15 protein-coding genes and 1 pseudogene are annotated in these 20829 nt (G+C 74.1%); 14 read left to right on the top strand and 2 right to left on the bottom strand.

From position 1 onward, the window contains the following. The 12 genes and pseudogenes from H9652_RS11650 to H9652_RS11705 all read left to right on the top strand — a co-directional run. Window positions 1-1029: pseudogene (locus H9652_RS11650) on the top strand (hypothetical protein); the annotation flags it as partial. Continuing rightward, window positions 1026-2042: an HAD-IIA family hydrolase gene (locus tag H9652_RS11655; RefSeq protein ID WP_191796399.1), complete on the top strand. Its 1017-nt coding sequence runs from the start codon at window positions 1026-1028 to the stop codon at window positions 2040-2042. The pseudogene H9652_RS11650 and the gene H9652_RS11655, both read left to right, overlap by 4 nt. Window positions 2043-2153: 111 nt before the next feature. After that, complete coding sequence (locus H9652_RS11660) at window positions 2154-2384, top strand: hypothetical protein (RefSeq protein WP_191796466.1); 231 nt, start codon at window positions 2154-2156, stop codon at window positions 2382-2384. A 2-nt stretch (window positions 2385-2386) separates the two neighbouring features. Further along, window positions 2387-3400: a TlyA family RNA methyltransferase gene (locus H9652_RS11665; protein WP_191796400.1), complete on the top strand. Its 1014-nt coding sequence runs from the start codon at window positions 2387-2389 to the stop codon at window positions 3398-3400. Then, window positions 3397-4392 (top strand): NAD kinase, encoded by a 996-nt coding sequence (locus tag H9652_RS11670; protein ID WP_191796401.1) that lies wholly within the window; start codon window positions 3397-3399, stop codon window positions 4390-4392. The genes H9652_RS11665 and H9652_RS11670 overlap by 4 nt, the downstream gene beginning before the upstream one ends. Window positions 4393-4394: 2 nt before the next feature. Then, window positions 4395-6143, top strand: a complete 1749-nt coding sequence (recN, locus tag H9652_RS11675) for a DNA repair protein RecN (protein WP_138824670.1) — start codon at window positions 4395-4397, stop codon at window positions 6141-6143. Window positions 6144-6148: 5 nt separating this feature from the next. Continuing rightward, window positions 6149-7333: a putative cytokinetic ring protein SteA gene (steA, locus tag H9652_RS11680; protein ID WP_191796402.1), complete on the top strand. Its 1185-nt coding sequence runs from the start codon at window positions 6149-6151 to the stop codon at window positions 7331-7333. Window positions 7334-7418: 85 nt separating this feature from the next. Further along, window positions 7419-8477 carry a copper transporter gene (locus H9652_RS11685; RefSeq protein ID WP_191796403.1) on the top strand — a complete coding sequence of 353 codons (1059 nt, stop codon included), beginning with the start codon at window positions 7419-7421 and terminating at the stop codon, window positions 8475-8477. Window positions 8478-8482: 5 nt separating this feature from the next. Then, on the top strand, window positions 8483-9391 hold the full coding sequence (locus H9652_RS11690; protein ID WP_191796404.1) for a hypothetical protein: 909 nt from the start codon (window positions 8483-8485) through the stop codon (window positions 9389-9391). Then, window positions 9388-11073 carry a murein biosynthesis integral membrane protein MurJ gene (gene murJ, locus H9652_RS11695; RefSeq protein WP_225228134.1) on the top strand — a complete coding sequence of 562 codons (1686 nt, stop codon included), beginning with the start codon at window positions 9388-9390 and terminating at the stop codon, window positions 11071-11073. The genes H9652_RS11690 and murJ overlap by 4 nt, the downstream gene beginning before the upstream one ends. Before the next feature lie 127 nt (window positions 11074-11200). Then, the gene (locus H9652_RS11700; RefSeq protein WP_318244136.1) at window positions 11201-12877 is read left to right on the top strand and encodes a CTP synthase; all 1677 of its coding nucleotides are present in this window, start codon (window positions 11201-11203) and stop codon (window positions 12875-12877) included. 1 nt (window position 12878) lies between these two features. Beyond that, the gene (locus H9652_RS11705) at window positions 12879-13523 is read left to right on the top strand and encodes an NUDIX domain-containing protein (protein ID WP_191796405.1); all 645 of its coding nucleotides are present in this window, start codon (window positions 12879-12881) and stop codon (window positions 13521-13523) included. Window positions 13524-13589: 66 nt separating this feature from the next. On the opposite strand, the gene H9652_RS11710 is transcribed toward H9652_RS11705, so the two are convergent. Further along, the gene (locus H9652_RS11710) at window positions 13590-15884 is read right to left on the bottom strand and encodes an exo-beta-d-1,3/1,6-glucosidase (RefSeq protein ID WP_191796406.1); all 2295 of its coding nucleotides are present in this window, start codon (window positions 15882-15884) and stop codon (window positions 13590-13592) included. 158 nt (window positions 15885-16042) lie between these two features. Continuing rightward, entirely contained in the window at window positions 16043-16615 is a 573-nt protein-coding gene (locus H9652_RS11715; protein ID WP_191796407.1) for a TetR/AcrR family transcriptional regulator, read from the bottom strand. Between the two features lie 73 nt (window positions 16616-16688). Between H9652_RS11715 and H9652_RS11720 the strand changes: the two genes are divergently transcribed. Both H9652_RS11720 and H9652_RS11725 read left to right on the top strand, forming a co-directional pair. Beyond that, on the top strand, window positions 16689-17318 hold the full coding sequence (locus tag H9652_RS11720; RefSeq protein ID WP_191796408.1) for a sugar O-acetyltransferase: 630 nt from the start codon (window positions 16689-16691) through the stop codon (window positions 17316-17318). Between the two features lie 90 nt (window positions 17319-17408). Next, a complete protein-coding gene (locus tag H9652_RS11725; protein ID WP_191796409.1) occupies window positions 17409-20807 on the top strand; it encodes an AfsR/SARP family transcriptional regulator in 3399 nt (1132 codons plus the stop codon). Window positions 20808-20829 lie beyond the last annotated feature (22 nt).

A 20829-nucleotide genomic window follows, 5' to 3' on the forward strand; every position in this document is an offset into this window, starting at 1 on the left:
GGCTCCGGTGAGCGTCGCTCCTACGGTGACCGTCCGCAGTCCTCCGGCTCCGGTGAGCGTCGCTCCTACGGTGACCGCCCCCAGTCCTCCGGCTCCGGTGAGCGCCGTTCCTACGGTGACCGCCCCCAGTCCTCCGGCTCCGGTGAGCGTCGCTCGTACGGTGACCGCCCGCAGCGTTCGGCAGACCAGGGTGAGCGCCAGTCGCGCCCGCCGCAGGACCAGCGTCACGCCGGCCCTGAGATCGACGAGGCGGTGCAGTTCTCCGACCTCGATCGTGACGTGCGCGGTCGTCTGCGGACGCTGAGCAAGGAGAACGCGACGGTCGTCGGTCGCCACCTCGTCATGGCCGGCAAGCTGATCGACACCGACCCTGAGCTGGCCTACGAGCACGCCCAGGCTGCGGTGCGTCGTGCGGGCCGCGTCGACGTCGTCCGTGAGGCCGCGGGGCTGACGGCCTACCAGACCGGCCGATACGCCGAGGCGCTGCGTGAGCTGCGCACGGTGCGCCGTCTCAACGGTTCCTCGGAGCACCTGCCGATCATGGCGGACTGCGAGCGTGGCCTGGAGCGCCCTGAGCGCGCGATCGCCCTGGCCGCCTCGGAGGAGGCGAGCACCCTCGACGCCACGGGTCGCACCGAGCTCGCACTCGTCGTGAGTGGCGCGCGCGTCGACCTCGGCGAGTTCGAGGCCGCACTCGCGGTGCTCGACCAGATCCCCGCGGCCGACGCCACGGGTGACCTGGCGCTCCGTGTGCTGCAGGCCAAGGCCAGCGTCCTGGAGGCCGCGGGCCGCACCGAGGAGGCGGCCGCGATCCTCGCGGACGTCGACCCCCGTGCGCTGGCCGCTGCCCTCGGCACGTCCCTCGACGAGGACGTCGTCGTCTACGACCTGACCGAGGACGCCGTCGAGATCGACGACGAGACGGACGGCGACGACGAGACCGACGACACGACCACGTCGGCGGCCGAGCCCGCGGGCGAGACGGATGCTGCGGCGTCGGGCGCGGAGAACGACGAGGAGACCAAGTGAGCCTGGGGCTGATCTCGAGCGACACCCCGCTCGCGGAACGCTACGACCTGGCCCTCGTCGACCTCGACGGTGTCGCCTACCGCGGCCACGAGCCCATCCCGAACGCCGCGACCGGCCTCGGGGGAGCCCGTGCCGCGGGCATGCGCCTCGTCTTCGTGACGAACAACGCGTCGCGCGAGCCGCAGTCGGTGGCTTCGCAGCTCACCGAGCTCGACATCCCGACGTCGCCCGAGGAGGTCATGACCGCCGCTCAGGCGGCGGCAGCCCTCCTGCGGACGCGCCTGGAGCCAGGCGCCCGCGTGCTCGTCGTCGGCGGTGCGGGCCTCTTCACGGCCGTGCACGACGCGGGCTTCGTGATCGTCGAGAGCGCCGACGAGGAGCCGGTCGCGGTCGCGCAGGGCTTCGCGCCCGAGCTCGGCTGGGCCCAGCTCGCCGAGGCCGCCTACGCGGTCCAGCGCGGTGCCTGGCACGTCGCGAGCAACCTCGACCTGTCGCTGCCCACGGCCCGGGGCTTCGCGCCGGGCAACGGCTCGCTCGTGCGGGCCGTCCAGGCCGCGACGGGGGTCGAGCCGTCGAGCGCCGGCAAGCCCTCGCCGACGATGTACCGGCTCGCGATCGAGCGGGCCGGGGCGTCCTCGCCGCTCGTCGTCGGTGACCGCCTGGACACCGACCTCGCGGGCGCCCGCTCGGGCGGCTACCCGGGGCTGCACGTCCTGACGGGCGTCAACGGGGGCCGGGACGCGGTCCTCGCCGAGCCCGGGCTGCGCCCGCACTACATCGGCGCGGACCTCCTGAGCCTGCTCGAGCCCCATGCAGCACCCACCCAGGGTGCCGAGGGCTGGTGGACGTGCGGCGAGGCCGCGGCACGCGTCACGGACGGTGCGCTCGAGCTGACGGGCCCCGCAGGGGTGGACCTCATCCGCGCCGCGTGCGGCGCGGCGTGGTCGACGGTCGACGCTGGCGGTGCGGTGGATGCGGACACCGTCCCCGAGCTGGCTGTCGGTAACCCCTGAGATCGTGTCCTGACCGGTAGCGTTGCACCGGTGCGGTGACGTGCGGCCGTGAGCCGCGCTTCGCCCACCGGTGCGGCGCACCGCACCCTGGAACGGACTGGAGGTCCACGCATGGCGCAGGACACCGTCGACGACGGCGCCCCCACCCAGACCCCCGTCCCCACCCCCGGGGACGTGCGGACCGGCGCGACGCCGTCGGGCAGCGAGCCTGCCGACGACGCGGTCGCCGAGGCGCTCGGTCGGCTCGACGAGCTCGCCGACGCCCCTCTGACCCACCACGTCGCGGTGTTCGACGCGATCCACGAGGCCCTCCAGGAGCGCCTCGCGGACGCGGAGGACTGAGCGTGGGCGCACGCGTCGACGCAGAGCTCGTCCGCCGGGGCCTCGCCCGGTCGCGGCGCCAGGCCGCCGACCTCGTGGTCGCCGGACGCGTCACGGTCGACGGCCGGACCGTCGCCAAGCCGTCGTTGCCGGTGACGGACGGGCAGAGCGTCGCGGTCGAGCAGGACCCCACCGACCCCGGCTACGCCTCGCGGGCCGCCTTCAAGCTCGCGGGAGCGCTCGACGCGATCACCGCCACGGTGCCGGACCGTGCCCCACGGGTCGAGGACGCCTCGTGCCTCGACCTGGGAGCGTCCACCGGTGGTTTCACCGACGTCCTGCTGCGCCGTGGAGTGCGACGGGTGGTGGCCGTCGACGTCGGGCACGACCAGCTCGTGCCCGCCCTGCGCGAGGACCCGCGCGTCGTGGTGCGTGAAGGCTTCAACGTCCGCGACCTCGTTCCCGGAGACCTCGACGAGGCACCCGAGCTGGTCGTGGCCGACCTGTCCTTCATCTCGTTGCGCCTGGTCCTGCCCCCTGTCGCAGCGGTCGTCGCTCCCGGCACGGACCTGCTGCTCATGGTCAAGCCGCAGTTCGAGGTGGGGCGCGAGCGGCTCGGCACCGGGGGAGTGGTCCGTGACCCGGCGCTGCACGGGCGCGCCGTGCTCGACGTGGCCCTCGACGCGGCCGCCCTCGGGCTGCGCCCGCTCGGCGTGATCCCCAGCCCGCTGCCCGGCCCGAGCGGCAACCGCGAGTTCTTCGTGTGGCTGCGCGCGTCCGACGCGCCCGTTCCCGTCGACCGCGAGGCCCTCGTGCAGGCGGTCGAGCGCGCCGTGTCCTCACCCGTGTCGACCGTGCCGGTCCTGGCCGCGGTCGACGAGCCGGCCGACACCCCGGGCGTCGCCCATGTCACGTCGCCCGTACCCCCTCAGGGCGGCGCAGACCTGACAGACTCGCAGACGGTGCCCGACGACGGTGCGCCGCCCCAGGACCACGGCACCGCCGCGGACCGACGACCGACCGGAGGAGCCCAGTGACCAGGAGAGTGCTGATCGTCACGCACGGTGGACGCCCCGAGGCGGTCGTCGCGCTGCACGAGGCGGTCAAGGAGCTCCAGGACGCGGGCTTCGAGGTCGGGCTGCACGACGACGACCTCGCCGAGACGTTCGGTGACCACATGGCCCAGCTGCGCACGCGCGAGGGCGTCGCGGAGTCCGAGGTCGTCATGGTCCTGGGCGGCGACGGCACGATCCTGCGTGCTGCCGAGCTCACGCACGGAACGGGGGTCCCGCTGCTCGGCGTGAACCTCGGTCACGTGGGCTTCCTGGCGGAGGCCGAGCGAGAGGGGCTGCCCGCGGCCGTCCAGCGCCTCGCAGCGCGCGACTACGTGGTCGAGGAGCGCGGGGTGCTCGAGGTCCGCGTCACGCTGCCCGGCGAGGACGAGACCCGGGTGGGCTGGGCCCTCAACGAGGCGACGGTCGAGAAGGCCTCGCGCGAGCGCATGATCGAGGTCGCGATCGGGGTCGACGGGCGGCCGTTGTCGTCGTTCGGCTGCGACGGCGTGGTCATGTCGACCGCGACCGGATCCACCGCGCACGCCTTCTCGGCCGGGGGACCGGTCGTGTGGCCCGACGTCGACGCGATGCTGCTCGTGCCGCTCGCGGCGCACGCCCTGTTCGCGCGGCCGCTCGTCGTCGGGCCGACGTCGACGTTCGCGCTCGAGCTCCTCCAGCGCTCCGGCCCGGCGGTGCTCACGTGCGACGGGCGCCGACGCATCGACCTGCCCGCGGGGGCACGCGTCGAGGTCTCGCGCGGCGACTCGCCGATCCGCCTCGCACGGCTCTCCACGGCCCCCTTCACGGACCGGCTCGTGTCCAAGTTCTCGCTGCCCGTCGTGGGCTGGCGCGGCCGCGTCGCCGAGGACGCCGCGGACGCGGTCCGTGTCGCGCGCAAGGCCGCGGCCGACGCCGTGGACGCCGCACGGCTGGGCGGCTCCCGCCCGACCGCCCCCGACCCGAAGGAGGACTGACCGTGCTCGAAGAGATCTCGATCGAGAACCTCGGCGTCATCCGCTCCGCCCGCGTCCCGCTCCACCCCGGCCTGACCGTCATCACGGGGGAGACCGGCGCCGGCAAGACCATGGTCCTGACCGGCCTGGGCCTGCTCATGGGCGGCAAGGCAGACCCGTCGTCGGTGCGCCCCGGCGCGACCGGCGCCGTGGTCGAGGGGCGCCTGCGCGTGAGCGGGCGCGACGCCGTCGGGCAGCGCATCGACGAGGCCGGCGGGAGCGTCGACGACGACGGGACGGTCGTCGTCCTGCGCACCGTCGCTGCCGAGGGACGCTCGCGCGCGCACCTGGGCGGGCGCAGCGTGCCCCAGGGCGTGCTCGCGGAGATCGCCGACGACCTCGTGACGGTGCACGGCCAGGCGGACCAGCTGCGCCTGCGCACCCCGAGCCACCAGCGCGTCGCGCTCGACGCGTTCGCGGGGCGCGCGCACGCCGAGCTCCTCGACGAGTACCGGGCGGCGTGGGCCGAGCGCACCGGCCTGCTCGAGGAGATCGCCGACCTCACGGCGCGCGCCCAGGAACGTGCGCGCGAGGCGGAGCTGCTGCGCATCGGGCTCACCGAGATCGAGCGCGTCGACCCGCAGCCCGGCGAGGACACCGAGCTGACGTCGCTCGTCGCGCGCCTCGGGAACGCCGAGGAGCTGCGCCTGGGGGCGCAGGCCGCGCACGACGCGATCGTCGGCGACGACGCCCTCGACGGGGGCGACGTCCCCGGGGACGCGACGTCGGCCGTCGAGCGCGCCCGGCGGGCGCTCGAGACCGCGAGCCACCTCGACCCGAGCCTGGCCGGCCTCGTCGAGCGCATCGCGGGCGTCGGCTACGTGCTCGCCGACATCGCGACCGAGGTCTCGGGCTACGTCGAGGACCTCCAGGCCGACCCGGGTGGTCTCGAGCAGGCGCACACGCGCCTGGCCGCCCTGGGCGGGCTCACCCGCACCTACGGCGAGACGATCGACGACGTCCTGGCCTGGGCCTCCGACGCCGGCCTGCGCCTGCTCGACCTCGACGACGGCGGCGAGCGGCTGCGCTCGATGACGGAGCGGGCCGACGAGCTCACCGCGACGCTCTCCGAGCTCGGCGCCCGCATCACGGCCGCACGCACCGCGACGGGGGAGCGCCTCGCGCGCGCCGTGACGGACGAGCTCGCGGGGCTCGCCATGACCGGGTCGAGCCTCGTGGTCGACGTGACCCCCGCCGACGAGCCCGGCCCGTGGGGCGCGGACGTCGTGACGCTCTCGCTCGTGCCCCACCCCGGCTCGCCGCCGCGACCGCTCGGCAAGGGCGCCTCGGGCGGCGAGCTCTCGCGCGTGATGCTCGCGATCGAGGTCGCGCTGGCCACGTCGGGCGCGGACGCGGGCACCGACGACGCCGCGCCGCTGCCCACGTTCGTCTTCGACGAGGTCGACGCGGGCGTCGGCGGACGCGCGGCCGTCGAGGTGGGCCGACGCCTCGCGTCCCTGGCCCGCACGGCCCAGGTGATCGTCGTGACGCACCTCGCGCAGGTCGCCGCGTTCGCCGACTCCCAGCTCGTGGTCACCAAGTCGCCCGGTGGCGCCGACGGTGTCGACCCGGTCACGGTCACGGGCGTGCACGAGGTCACGGGCGAGGACCGTGTCCGTGAGCTGGCGCGCATGCTCTCCGGGCAGGAGGAGTCCGACGCCGCCCGCCAGCACGCGCTCGAACTGCTCGAGTCCTCGGTCGTGGGACGATAGCGGCGATGAGAATCACTCTGCGCAGAACTACGTCCGACGTGGCGGAGCCGGGAACCAGCGGCCCCGCCCGCGTCGATGCCCGCACCAAGGCACTCACCAAGCGGCTCAAGCCCGGTGACGTCGCGGTCATCGACCACCTCGACATCGACCGCGTCGCGGCCGACGCCCTCGTCACCGCCAAGCCGCTCGCGGTGCTCAACGCCGCGAAGTCGATCTCGGGTCGCTACCCGAACCTCGGCCCGGAGATCCTGGTCGACGCCGGGATCATCCTGATCGACGACCTCGGCAGCGGCATCATGAGCGTCTCCGACGGTCGCGACCTGCGGCTCGAGGACGGCAAGGTGTACGCCGGCGAGGACCTGCTCGCCGAGGGTGTGCGGCAGACCTCCGAGACGATCGCCGTGAGCCTCGACGAGGCTCGCGCGGGTCTGTCCGAGGAGATCGAGCGATTCGCCGAGAACACCATGGACTACATGCGGCGCGAGCGAGAGCTCCTGCTCGACGGTGTCGGTGTCCCGGACATCCGCACCGACATCGAGGGCCGACAGGTCCTGATCGTCGTGCGCGGCTACCACTACCGCGAGGACCTCGCGACGCTGCGCCCGTACATCAAGGAGTACCGCCCCCTGCTCATCGGGGTCGACGGCGGCGCCGACGCGATCCTCGACGCGGGCTGGAAGCCCGACATGATCGTGGGCGACATGGACTCGGTCTCGGACCGCGCGCTCTCGTGCGGCGCCGAGATCGTGGTGCACGCCTACCGTGACGGCAAGGCGCCGGGGCTCGAGAGGGTCCAGGCGCTCGGTGTCGAGCCGGTGGTCTTCCCCGCGACCGGCACGAGCGAGGACATCGCGATGCTCATGGCCGACGACAAGGGTGCTGAGCTCATCGTCGCCGTCGGCACGCACGCGACGCTCGTCGAGTTCCTCGACAAGGGCCGCTCGGGCATGGCGAGCACGTTCCTCACGCGCCTGCGCGTGGGCGGCAAGCTCGTCGACGCCAAGGGCGTCTCGCGCCTCTACCAGCACCGGATCTCGAACCTGCAGCTCACGCTGCTCTCGCTCGCCGGACTCTTCGCCGTGATCATGGCGATGTGGTCCACGGCCGCGGGGCAGACGGTCTTCGGCATCATCGGCGCCCGCTTCGACGACTTCGTCTCGTGGATCGGCGCCCTGTTCGGGGGCGCATGAGCTCCCGCACGACCGACCTCCCCACCTCCTTGACGCGCACCGACCGCACGTCGCCCCGTACGGACACGAAGGACGCAACAGCACAGTGATCGACTTCAGGTACCACATCGTCTCGTTGATCTCGGTCTTCCTGGCGCTGGCGGTCGGGATCATCCTGGGCGCCGGTCCGCTGCAGGGCGCGATCGGCGACCAGCTCACGGGACAGGTCGAGCAGCTGCGGCTCGAGCGCAACGAGCTGCGCGACCAGCTCGACGCGACGAACCTCCAGGCCGCCGACAACAAGGAGTTCATCGTCGCCGCGGGTCCCCAGCTCGTCGACGGCTCCCTCCAGGACCGTCGGGTCGCGGTCGTCGACCTGGGCGAGGTCGACGGCGACCGCTACGAGGCCGTGCAGGAGCAGCTCGAGAACGCCGGCGCGAGCGTCGTCGGGCACGTGCGCCTGGGCGCGGACTGGACCGCCGAGGACCAGGAGGACACCCGCAAGACCGCCGCGACCGAGGTGACCAACCTCGTGCCCGGTGTCGACGAGGCCGGGACCGACGAGAAGCTGGCCGCAGCGCTCGCGACGTCGCTCACCGCGAAGCAGCTCGCAGCACCCGAGGCCCGCACCTCGGAGGCGGTCCTGATCGAGCAGAAGCTGGCCGACGCCAAGCTCATCGAGGTCGTGCAGCCGCAGGACGTGCCCGCCGACGTCGTGCTCCTGCTCGAGCCCCAGGCGTCGACGGCACCGTCCAGCGACGCGACCCAGGAGGCGACGGTCGACGAGGCGAAGGCGTACGCCGTGTCGATCGAGGTCCTGCTCGCCCAGGCCGCGCAGGCGCGGTCCGAGGGAGCGCTCGTCGCGGGTTCGACGCCGGTCACCGGCGACCTCATCTCGACGATCACGGCCGACGGCGACCTCGCCGCGGTGCTCTCGACCGTCAGCGGCATCGAGGAGGCGCCTGGTCAGATCTCCGTGCCGCTCGCCCTCGCCGCGCGCCTCGGTGACAAGGTCGGCCAGTACGGCTTCGAGGAGGGGGCGACCGCGGTCATCCCGCCCGCCGTGCAGCTCCCCCCGGTCGATCGCACGCCTCCGGGTGCTCCCGAGTCGACCTCGGGCACCGACGCGACCGCGGGCACCACCGACACCCAGACGGAGGGCTGAGGCTCATGGGCACGTTCTGGCGCGCGGTGGGAACCGCGATCACGTCGGCCGCGACGACCGCGACCGCGCGCGCGTTCCTCGACTCGACCCCGCCCGGCGGCCCGGAACGCTGGACCCGGACCAATCACCGGGGGGAGCCCATCAGCCTGCTCGAGGGCCCCGCGGTCGCCGTAGGTCTCGTGGCCGGGGCTCTCGTCGCGGGGCCGGACGCCCGTACCCGGGCCGCAGCCGCGCTGGCGACGGCGGGCGGCGGAGCCTTCGGGCTGGTCGACGACCTCGCCGAGGACACGTCCACGCGCACCAAGGGCATCAAGGGGCACGTCGGCGCGCTGCTCGAGGGCCGCGTCACCACGGGGGGCCTCAAGGTCCTCGGTATCGGGACGACGTCGCTCACCGCGGCCTTCGTCGGCACGCGCCGGACCGGCTCGGCCCTCGGGTACCTGACGGACGTCGCGGTCAACGGGTCGATCGTCGCGCTCAGCGCCAACCTCTTCAACCTCCTGGACCTGCGTCCCGGGCGCGCGCTCAAGGCGGGTGCGGCCCTGACCGTCCCGCTCGCGGCGACGCCCGTCGGGGCGACCTCGGGCGCAGTGCTCGGTGCCGCGGCCGCAGCCGCTCCGGGCGACCTGGGCGAACGCGACATGCTCGGCGACGGGGGCGCGAACGCGCTCGGCGCCCTGGTCGGCACGCAGATCGCGTTCGGTGCGCCGCGGGCGGTCCGGCTGCTCGCGCTCGCCGGCGTCCTGGGCCTCAACGTGGCGAGCGAGAAGGTCAGCTTCTCGAAGATCATCGACGGCAGCGACGTGCTGCGCCGCGTGGACCAGTGGGGCCGCCGTCCTGCGCCTGCTAACGCACCTGCGAGCACCGCGACGACCACCGACCCGTCGCCGTCCGGTCTGGGCGCACCGGCTTGAACGAGGACGTGACGCCGGGCCCGGAGACCGCGCCCGCGCCACGACCCGCACGCGGCTCCCAGCTGCGTGCGGGCACGCAGACGCTCGCGGGCGCGGCCCTCATGATCACGGTCGTGACGATCGCGAGCCGCCTGGTGGGCTTCGCCCGGTCGCTCGTCATGGCGTCGGCGGTCGGCACCGAGGGCATCGGGACGGCGTACACGTCGGCCAACATCCTGCCCAACGTCCTGTTCGAGGTCGCGGCCGGTGGCGCGCTGGCCGGTGCGGTCGTCCCGCTGCTCGCGGGCCCCATCGCGCGCGGGGCCCGTGTCGACGTCTCGAAGATCGCCTCGGCGCTGCTCGGCTGGACCCTCCTGGTCCTGGTCCCGCTGGGCGCTCTCCTCGCCGCGCTGGCGTACCCCATCGCCTACGTGCTGATGGCCAAGCACCCCGATCTGGTCGACGTCACGGCGCTCTTCGTGCGTGTCTTCGCGCTGCAGATCCCGATGTACGGGTTCGCGGTGATCCTCGGCGGGATCCTCCAGGCGCACAAGCGCTTCTTCTGGCAGGCCTTCGCGCCGCTCGTGTCGAGCCTCGTGGTCATCGGGGTGTACCTGGTGTTCGCGGGCATGGCGGGCGGGGATCAGAACGACGTGGCGGCGCTGTCGTCGAGCGCGATCGCGTGGCTCGGATGGGGCACGACGCTCGGGGTCGCGGCGCTGGCGCTGCCTCTGGTCGTCCCGGTCGCCCGCACGGGGACCCGGCTGCGCCCGACGCTGCGCTTCCCCGGTGGTGAGGGGGTCCGGGCTCGCAACCTCGCGTTCGCCGGGGTGGGGGCGCTCGTCGCGCAGCAGGTCTCCGTGCTCGCGGCCATGTACGCCGCGAACACCTTCGGACCCGAGGCGACGTTCCCGACCTACTTCTACGCGCAGCAGGTCTACCTGCTGCCGTACGCGGTGCTCGCATTCCCGCTCGCGACGAGCGCGTTCCCGCGGCTCGCGGAGCACGTGGCGCAGGGGAGCCACGAGCTCTTCGACAGGCTCCTGGCGTCGACGACACGGACCCTGCTCCTGGTGTCGGGGGTGGGCGTGGCCGCGCTCGTGGCGGCATCTGCCGCGGTCGAGTCGGTCTTCGCCGTCGTCGCCGACGGGTCCGTCGAGGGCCTGGGCGTGGCCACGGCCGCGATGGCACCGGGCATCATGGGCTTCGCCCTGATCCTGCACCTGTCGCGCGCGCTCTACGTCCTGGACCGGCAGCGCGCGGCGGTCGTCGCGACGGCGTCCGGGTGGGGCGTCGTCGCCCTGCTGGCGGTCGTTGGCCCGGCCGTGCTCGGCGAGGGGGACCAGGTGCGTGTGCTGGGCCTGCTCGGCCTCGCGACGGCGGTGGGCATGACGGTCGCGGGCCTCCTTCTCCTGCTCGCGGTGCGTCGCCACGCGGGGCCAGCGGCGGTGGCCGGCGTGCCGCGCACGGTCGTCGTCGTGGCCCTGGGCGTGATGCTCGGAGGCTCCGCCGGGCGCGTCCTCAGCGCACAGGTGCTGCCCGACGACGCGCACGTCGCGGTGGCGCTCGTCGTGGGCGTCGGGGTCGCCGTCCTGGGGGCCCTCGTCGTGGTCGGGCTGGCGTTCGTCGCGGACCGGTCGTCCGTCGTCGGGCGGGTGCGCCGTGGGCGGGGCGCGCCCGCCGACGCGAGCCCGGACGCCTGAGGCGCTGGGCGGTACCCGCCCGCCGGGCGCAGACTGGAGGGCGAACAGCCCGACTGAGAGTCATCCCACGGTCGCGGACCCCCGGATCCGGAGCGGCCCCGACGAGTCACTGTTAGGATGGAGTTCCGTGGCAGATCACCTGAACAGACCCCACGCCCTCACCGGCGGCCGCTCGGACCACAGCACCCGGCACATCTTCGTGACCGGCGGCGTGGCCTCCTCTCTCGGTAAGGGGCTGACGGCTTCGAGCCTGGGTCGCTTGCTCCGATCCCGTGGCCTGAGCGTCACGATGCAGAAGCTCGACCCCTACCTCAACGTCGACCCCGGCACCATGAACCCGTTCCAGCACGGCGAGGTCTTCGTGACCGAGGACGGTGCTGAGACCGACCTCGACATCGGGCACTACGAGCGATTCCTCGACGTGGAGCTCCCCGCCTCGTCCAACGTGACGACGGGCCAGGTCTACTCGCAGGTCATCGCCAAGGAGCGTCGCGGCGAGTACCTCGGCGACACGGTGCAGGTCATCCCGCACATCACCGATGAGATCAAGTCGCGCATGCGCGCCCAGGCGGGCGAGGGCGTCGACGTGATCATCACGGAGATCGGCGGCACGGTCGGCGACATCGAGTCCCAGCCCTTCCTCGAGGCGGCCCGTCAGGTCCGGCACGAGCTCGGCCGCGACGACGTCTTCTTCCTGCACGTCTCCCTGGTGCCGTACATCGGCCCGTCGGGCGAGCTCAAGACCAAGCCGACCCAGCACTCGGTCGCTGCCCTGCGCTCGATCGGTATCCAGCCGGACGCGATCGTCCTGCGTGCGGACCGTGTGGTCCCCGAGCCCGTGAAGCGCAAGATCGCGCTCATGTGCGACGTGGACAACGAGGCCGTGGTCAACGCGATCGACGCGCCGAGCATCTACGACATCCCGCGCGTGCTGCACTCGGAGGGCCTCGACGCGTACGTCGTGCGCCGTCTGGGCCTGGCGTTCCGCGACGTGGACTGGGACGGGTGGTCGCAGCTCCTCGAGCGCGTGCACCAGCCCGAGCACCAGGTCGAGGTCGCGCTCGTCGGCAAGTACATCGACCTGCCGGACGCGTACCTGTCCGTCACCGAGGCGCTGCGCGCCGGCGGTTTCGCCAACGACGCCAAGGTCACGATCCGCTGGGTCCCCTCGGACGACTGCCAGACGCCCGAGGGCGCCGAGGACGCGCTCGGCGGGGCCGACGCGATCCTGGTCCCGGGCGGCTTCGGCGTGCGCGGCATCGAGGGCAAGCTCGGCGCCCTGCGCTGGGCCCGCGAGAACAAGGTGCCGACGCTCGGCATCTGCCTGGGCCTGCAGTCGATGGTCATCGAGTACGCGCGCAACGTGCTGGGCATCGAGGACGCGTCGTCGAGCGAGTTCGACCCGGCGAGCAAGAACCCCGTGGTCGCCACCATGGAGGAGCAGCTCGCGATCGTCGACGGTGCGGGCGACCTGGGTGGCACGATGCGCCTGGGCTCGTACGAGGCCGCGCTGCGTCCCGGTTCCGTGGTCGCCAAGACCTACGGCTCCGAGTCGGTCACGGAGCGTCACCGCCACCGCTACGAGGTGAACAACGCCTACCGTGCTCGCCTCGAGGAGGCCGGCCTGGTCATCTCGGGCACGTCGCCCGACTCGTCGCTCGTGGAGTTCGTCGAGCTCCCGGCGGACGTGCACCCGTACTACGTGAGCACGCAGGCGCACCCCGAGTTCAAGAGCCGTCCGACGCGCGCCCACCCGCTGTTCGCGGGCCTGGTCGCGGCGGCGCTCGAGGCCCGGACGGCCTGACGTGAGCGTCCGCCCGCTCGTTGACGTCCCGGTCTCCCGGGACGGCGACGCGGCGCGGGTCCTGCACGCGGGCCGCATCTTCGACCTGCGCTCGGAGTCCGTGGACCTGGGCGAGGGCGGCGTCGTGACGCGCGAGTTCGTCGACCACCCCGGCGCGGTCGCGATCGTCGTGCTCGACGAGGACGAACGGGTCCTGCTGCTGCACCAGTACCGGCACCCGGTGCGCCGCGAGCTGTGGGAGCCACCGGCCGGTCTGCTCGACGTCGACGGGGAGGACGCGCAGGCCGCGGCCGCCCGCGAGCTGCTCGAGGAGGCGGACCTGCGCGCTGCGCGCTGGGACGTCCTCGCGGACTACTACACGACGCCGGGCGGCAGCAACGAGGCCCTGCGGGTCTTCCTCGCCCGTGACCTGTCGCAGGTCCCCGAGGCCGAGCGTCACGAGCGTGAGGCCGAGGAGCTGGGCATGGAGCTGCGCTGGGTGCCCCTCGACGAGGCCGTGTCCGCGGTCCTCGCGGGGCACCTGCACAACCCCTCGGCCGTCGTCGGGATCCTGGCGGCCGCCGCGGCGCGCGCGACCGGCTGGTCGGCCCTGCGCCCGGCCGACAGCCCGTGGCCCGAGCGGCGCGGGGGAGACCCGCGCGCCTGAGGCGCGCAGCACTGCCACGAAGGGCCCTTCGTCACGTCCCGGTCGTGGTCGCCCGGAGCGCTCGCCTCAGCCCGTGACCGTGAAGCCGGCCACGAGCAGCGCCTCGTCACGCGAGGACGGGCCGACGCGCAGCTCGAACGCGCCGGGCTCGACGACACGGCGTCCCTGGGCGTCGACGAGCGTGCAGTCCGCGACGGCGACGTCGAGGTCGACCACGACCGACTCGCCCGGGGCGAGGTCGACCTGCCGGTACGCCTTGAGCTCCTTCTCGGCCCACGTGACCGACGTGATCGTGTCCCGGACGTACACCTGGACGGTCTCCCGGGCCGGTCGCGCGCCCGTGTTGGTGAGCGTGACCTGCGCGTGCACGGTGTCGTCGAGACCCAGCACGTCGTCGCGGACCGTCAGCGCCGAGTACTCCACGTTCGTGTAGCTCAGCCCTTCGCCGAACGCGAAGGGTGCGCGCTGCGTGAGGTCGGCGTAGCGGGTCCCGTGCTGGCCGGGGAGCTGGTTGTAGTAGACGGGGAGCTGTCCGACGTGCTCGGCGAAGGACAGGGGCAGGCGGCCGGAGGGCTCGACCAGGCCGAGCACGAGCTCCGCGACCGCGCGCCCCCCGCGCATGCCGGGGTTGGCGGCCCAGACGATCGCGGCCGCGTCGCGTGCCGAGGGCGGCAGGACGAGCGGCTTGGAGGCGACGACCACGACGACCAGCGGCGTGCCGGTCTCCGCGAGGGCGTCGAGGAGCGCGACCTGGGCGCCCACGAGGTCGAGCGTCGCGGTGGACCGGCCCTCGCCCACGAGCTCGATCCGGTCCCCGACGACGGCCACGACGTAGTCGGCGTCACGCGCGGCCGCGACCGCCTCGGCGATCATGGCCGCGTCGGGCTCGGCGGGCAGCACGACCTGGGGGCGCGGCTGCCCGTCGGGGAAGAAGGCGCCCTCGGGGTCCGGGACGAGCGTGAGGATGTCGGCGCCGCGCGCGTGCGTGACCTCCCAGCCGGCGGGGGCGTGGTCCCGGAAGCCGTCGAGGACGGTCTGGGTCATCTCGCGCGGGTGGCCGTCGGGCAGCCAGTCGACCTGGCCGGACGCCCCGGCCCAGTCGCCCTGCTGGGTGTGCGGGTCGTCGGCGTTGGGGCCGACGACCGCGATCCGCCGGGTCGGGGTCGCGGCGCTCGGGGAGACCGCCCGACCGTCCGGTCCCGCGACGAGCGTGCCGTCGAGGGGGAGGGTGCCGTCGTTCGTGAGCAGCACGAGCGAGCGCCGCGCGACCTCGAGGTTCAGGTCGGCGTGCTCGGACGAGCCGACGACCTGGGCCTGACGCTCGGGGTCGGGGCGACGAGGGTTCTCGAACAGGCCGAGCTCGAGCTTGAGCGTGAGGATGCGGGCGACCGCCGCGTCCAGGCGCGCCTCGTCGAGCAGGCCGTGGCGCACGGCCTCCTGGGCGCCCTCGAAGAACTGGGGCGTGGTCATGACCATGTCGTTCCCGGCGCGCACGGCGGCCGCGGCCGCGTGGGTGTGGTCGGGCTGGATGTGCTGCTCCCAGACCATGCGGCCCACGTTGTCCCAGTCCGTGACGAGGGTGCCGGTGTAGCCCCACTCGCCGCGCAGCACGTCGCTGAGGAGCCACTCGTTGACCGTGATCGGCACGCCGTCCATCGACTGGTAGCCCAGCATGAAGGTCCGGCAGCCCTCGCGGGCGACACGCTCGAACGGCGGGAGGAACCAGGAGCGCAGCTTGCGGCGCGAGATGTCGGCTTCGCTCGCGTCCCGCCCGCCCTGGGTCTCGGAGTAGCCGGCGAAGTGCTTGGCGGTCGCGAGGATCGCCGTGGGGTCGTCGAGCCCGTCGCCCTGGTAGCCCCGGACCATGGCGGACGCGAGCTCGCCGATGAGGAACGGGTCCTCGCCGAACGTCTCGCTCACGCGGCCCCAGCGCAGGTCGCGCGTGATGCACAGCACGGGGGAGAAGGTCCAGTGGATGCCCGTCGCGGCGACCTCGACCGCGGTCGCCCGGGCCACGCGCTCGAGGAGCCCGGGGTTCCAGGTCGCGGCCATGCCGAGCTGGGTCGGGTAGATCGTCGCGCCGTGCCAGAACGAGTGCCCGTGGATGCAGTCCTCGGCGACGAGGAGCGGGATCTGCAGGCGGCTGCGCTCGGTGAGCTCGTGCGCGAGCAGCGCGTTCTCGGGGGACGTGTGCAGGATCGAGCCGACGTGCACCTCGTTGACGAGCCGTTCGACGCCGTCGGCCGCGTTGAGCTGCATCATCTGGCCGACCTTCTCCGCGAGCGTCATGCGGCCGACGAGGTCGGCCACGCGTGCGGGCACCGGGAGGGTGGGGTCCTGGTAGGGGAGGCGGTCGGACATGGGGTGTCCCTTCGAGACGACGACGGTGGCGCGGAGCGCGGAGGTCCGGGGCCGTCCGCGGGCGGTTCGAGAAAACCATACACTGATAGGTAAATGGTTCGACGCGAAGGAGCGAGACGTTGAGCGTGTGCCGTGACAGCCCGTGGCCCAGGACGGGCCTAGGGGCGTGCCAGGCCCAGCACGTCGTACAGCAGCGTGTCGAGAGGTCCGGCGAGGGTGGCCTCGTCGTCGACCATCCACTGGAGCTGCGCGCCGTCGGCGGTCGCGAGGATCAGGCGCGCGAGCGCGTCCGGGTCGAGGTGCGCGGGCAGCTCGCCGGCCTCCTGCCGCGCGACGACGTCCTCGCGCAGCGTGACCCGCAGGCCCGCGTACCGCTGGGCCAGGACCTCGTGGGCCGGGTGCTCCCGGTCACGGGCCGCCGCCGTGAGGGAGACGAAGAGCTCGACCAGCCCGGGGCGTTCGGCGTTGCCCCGGAGGTTCTCGGCGAGCGTGCGAGGGGCGTCGTGATGGATCGGGCGCCCCGTCTGGTCGCGGCGGAAGATCACCTGGGTCAGCAGGTCCTCGCGCGAGTCGAAGTAGTGCATGACCCCCGCGACCGTCAGACCGCAGCGCGCCGCGATCGTCCGCAGGCTCGTGCCGCGGTACCCCTCGTCGGCGAAGACCTCGAGCGCGACGTCGAGGATCTCCTCGCGCTTGAGCCGCCCCTTCGCGTACACCCCGTCCCTCGCCACCCGACGATCCTATGCGGGACGCGCGCTACCGACCGGTAGCGTGCGACGACCACCGACCGACCAGGAGACGACGATGACCACCGAGCAGTACCGCTCCGTCCGAGCACGCATGAACACGGGCGAGCCCTACGTGGACTTCGGGGACGGCCTCGAGCAGCTCGAGGCCGAGCGGGTCGCGGGCAAGGAGCTCGCGTACGACTTCAACCACTCCCGACCGGGCCAGGTCGCCGAGCGAGCCGCCATCCTGGGCGAGCTGTTCGGGTCGATCGGCGAAGGCGTGTGGATCGAGCCGCCGCTGAGCGTGTCCTACGGGTCGCACGTGCACCTCGGGGACCACGTCTACGCCAACTTCGACCTGGTGCTCGTCGACGACGCCGACATCCACGTCGGCGACCGCGTCCTGTTCGCGCCGCACGTCACGATCGCCACGGCCGGTCACCCCCTCTCGCCCGAGACCCGTCGCGGCGGGACCCAGTTCTCGCTGCCCGTGCGCATCGAGGACGACGTCTGGATCGGGTCGAACGTCGTCGTCCTGCCCGGGGTCACCATCGGCGCGGGCTCGGTCATCGGCGCGGGCAGCGTCGTGACGCGCGACGTCCCGCCGCGCGTGCTCGCGGTCGGTTCGCCCTGCCGGGTGCTGCGCCCGGTCGACGACCAGGACCGGGCGGCGCTCGCCGCGGGGACGCCGGTCGCCGGCTCCTGAGCGGTCCGGACCAGTCGTGTGAGGTCGCTCGCCGTCGGGCCCTCGCCTCACCTCCCGGCCGCGCGGCCCGCGCGCACTAGAGTGTGGCGGGTGTCCTCGTCGGTCCCACGCCACCGCGCCCGCGTTCTCGGCCCGGTGCTCGTCGACGGCCGGGACGGCTCACCGGTCACGCCGCCCAGCGCGCGCGCCCGCACCCTCGTGGCTGCCCTGGTGCTCGCGCACGGCAGGTCGGTGAGCGCCACCGCCCTGGTGGACGACCTGTGGCCCGACGATCGGCCGGCCGACCCGCGGGCCGCCCTCCAGAGCCTCGTGTCGCGCACCCGCGCGGTGCTCGCCGAGGGGATCCTCGTCTCGGGGCCGGGCGGCTACTCGCTCGCCGTCCGCAGCGACCTCGACGAGGTGCAGGAGCTCGGACGGGCAGCGACCGAGGCGCTCGTGGTCGGCGACGCGACCGGAGCCGTGGACGCCGCACGGTCCGCCCTCGCCTGCTGGCTCGGAGCACCGGGGGAGGACCTGCCGGAGGGCTCCGCGGTCCGGGACGAGCTCACCGCACAGGCCGAACGTCGACGCACCACGGTCGAGCAGGTCCTCGTCGCGGCGCTCCTCGCGGCAGGTGACCACCAGGAGGCCGTCGGGTGGGCCGAGCGGGCGGTCGAGCGCGCGCCGCTCGACGAGGACGCGCACCTCGCCCTCCTGCGCGCCTACGTGGGCAGCGGCCGCTCCGCCGACGCGCTGCGCACCTTCGGGGCCCTGCGCACCCGGCTCGCCGACGAGCTGGGCGCCGACCCGCGCGCCGACCTGGTCGCGCTCAACACGCGCATCCTGCAGGGCACCGCCACGACCGCCGACGCCCCTGCCGTCACCGGCCTCGCCGGCAACGGCAACGGCAACGGCGGCGACAGCACAGACGGCGTCGCGGCCCCCATGCCGTCGCGCAGCACACCCCGCCGGGGGACGGCGCTCGGCCTGCGTGCGGCGCCCAACGCCCTGGTCGGGCGCGAGGCCGACGTCGTCACGATCCTCGACCTGCTCGCGCGCTCCCGGCTCGTCACGGTGCTCGGGCCGGGCGGTATGGGCAAGACCCGGGTCGTCCAGGAGGTCGCGCGCCGTGCTAGCGCGACGACCCCGCTCGTCGCCGTCGTCGAGCTCGCGAGCGTGCGCACGGGCGAGGACATCGGCCTGGCCCTCACGTCGGCCCTGGAGATCCGGGACACCCGCGGTCTGCGCCTCGGGGACCAGGTCGCGCGCGCCGAGGTCCACGAGCTCGTCGCCGACCGACTCGGGGAGACCGAGACCCTGCTCGTGCTCGACAACTGCGAGCACGTCGTGGACGAGGCCGCGGCGTGGGCCGCCGAGCTCCTCGCCGTGGCCCCCGGGCTCACGATCCTCACGACCAGCCGGTCGCCCCTCCAGGTCGGCGGCGAGCAGGTGCACCCCCTCGAACCGCTCGCGACGACCGGCGCCGTGGGTGGGGGAGCAGGCCCCGCCGTCGAGCTCTTCCGCGCCCGGGCGCTCGCGGCCCGCCCCGGCGCCGACCTGCCCGACGACGTCGTCGACCGGCTCTGCACCCACCTCGACGGTCTGCCGCTCGCGATCGAGCTGGCCGCGGCGCGCGTGCGCACGCTCTCCGTCCAGGAGATCGAGCGCCGGCTCGACGCCCGCTTCGCGCTCCTCACCACAGGAGACCGGAGCGCCCCCGCCCGGCACCGGACCCTGCACGCCGTCATCGACTGGAGCTGGAACCTCCTCACCGCACCCCAGCAGGAGCTCCTGCGCCGCCTGTCCCTGCTGCCCGACGGCTTCGGCGTGCAGACCGCCCAGGCTGCCTCCGCCGTCGGGCTCGACGACGTCGAGGCGCTCGTCAACCAGTCCCTGCTGACCGTGACCGACGAACCCCTGTGCCGCACCGCGCGCTACCGCATGCTCGAGACCGTGCGCGAGTTCGGCGCGCTCGCGCTCGACGAGGCCGGCGAGCGCGAGACCGCCCAGGAGGCGACCTACCGGTGGGCGGTCGACCTCGCACGCCGCGAGGTCGCACGCCTCGACGGGCCGACGCAGGTCCCCGCGATGCTCGCCCTGCGGGTCGAGCAGGAGAACCTCCTGCACGTGCTGCGCACGGCGCTCGCGGCCGACCGCGCCGACGTGGTCCTGCCCGTCTTCCACGCGCTCGGCCTGCACTGGTCCCTGCGCGGGGCGCACACCGAGGTGGTCGGGCTCGGCCGCGACGTGCTGCGGGTCGTCGCGGGCTGGCAGGGCAGGCTCGTGCGGGGCGCACCGGACGTCCCCGTCGAGCAGCTCACGCGCGAGGCGGGCATCGTGCTGTTCCTGCTCACGGCCTCGACGCCCAACGGGGACCCCGCCACCGGGGTCCGGGCCGCGGCGAGGCTGCGGCGCCTGCACCGCGACGCCGACATCGGCTCGCGCGCCGCCTCGCTCACCGACCTCCTGGCGGACGCGGGCGACCCGCTCGGCATGGGGCCGCGACTGGCCGAGCTGCACGCGTCCGCCGACCCGTTCGTCGCCCTCGTGGCCCACCTGCTCAGCGCGCAGCTCTCCGAGAACGCCGGCCGCCTCGACGAGGCGATCGCGCAGGTCACGGTCGCCCACGGGTTCGCGACGCGCACCCAGGACACGTGGGGAGCCGCGACCTCGGCCCTCTTCCTCGCCCAGCTCGCGAGCGAGCAGGGCGACGCCGCGCGGGCGCTCGAGTGGGTGGTCACGGCCCGCGAAGGTCTCGGCCGGCTGCACGCGGACGAGGACCTGCGTCAGCTCGACTGGCTCGAGGCGACCAACCTCGCGCTCGTCGGGCGCGTCGCGGAGGCCGAACCGCTGTTCACCTCGCTCGTCGAGACCGACGACGACCCCGTGCCCTCCGGGATCGGGGGGTCCGCGCACGAGCTGCGCTCGATCGGGCACGCCGGCCTCGCCGAGATCGCCGTCGCGCGGGGCGACCACGCGCGCGCCCTGGCCGAGCTCGAGGCCGCCAACGCAGCGGTCGGGAGCGGGTCCGCGCGTCGCTCGCCCTGGTACACGATGTTCGCGGCCGGGTGGCTGTCGACCATGCTGCTGCCCGCGCCCGGGACGTCCGGGCCGTGGGGGCCGGACGCGTTGCCCTCGGTCCAGGCCGAGCGCCTGGCCCGCGAGCTGCGGGTGCGGATGGTCGCCGGTCACCGCGCCGCGCCCGGCATGGTCGACTATCCCGTCCTCGGCACGGCCGCGCTCGCGCTCGGGGCGTACCTGTGGGCCTCCCCGGGCCTCGACCGGGTCGACGACGGGCTCACCCTCCTCGAGCTGGCGCGCCGCATGGGAGCGCGCCAGGACGTGCCCTCGCTCCGCACGCCCGCGCACGTCGCCCGGGCGCGGACCCTGCACGGCGACGCGCACGTGGACGAGGTGCGCGACGCCGTCGGGCAGCTGGGGCACGACGACCTGCCCGGCCGGGTCATGGAGATCCTGCGCACCGGCCCCTGGACCCGGCCCGCGACATGACGGACGGGGGGGGGGGGGGGGG

The sequence above is a fragment of the Oerskovia rustica genome, from assembly GCF_014836555.1.
GTDB lineage: Bacteria > Actinomycetota > Actinomycetes > Actinomycetales > Cellulomonadaceae > Oerskovia > Oerskovia rustica.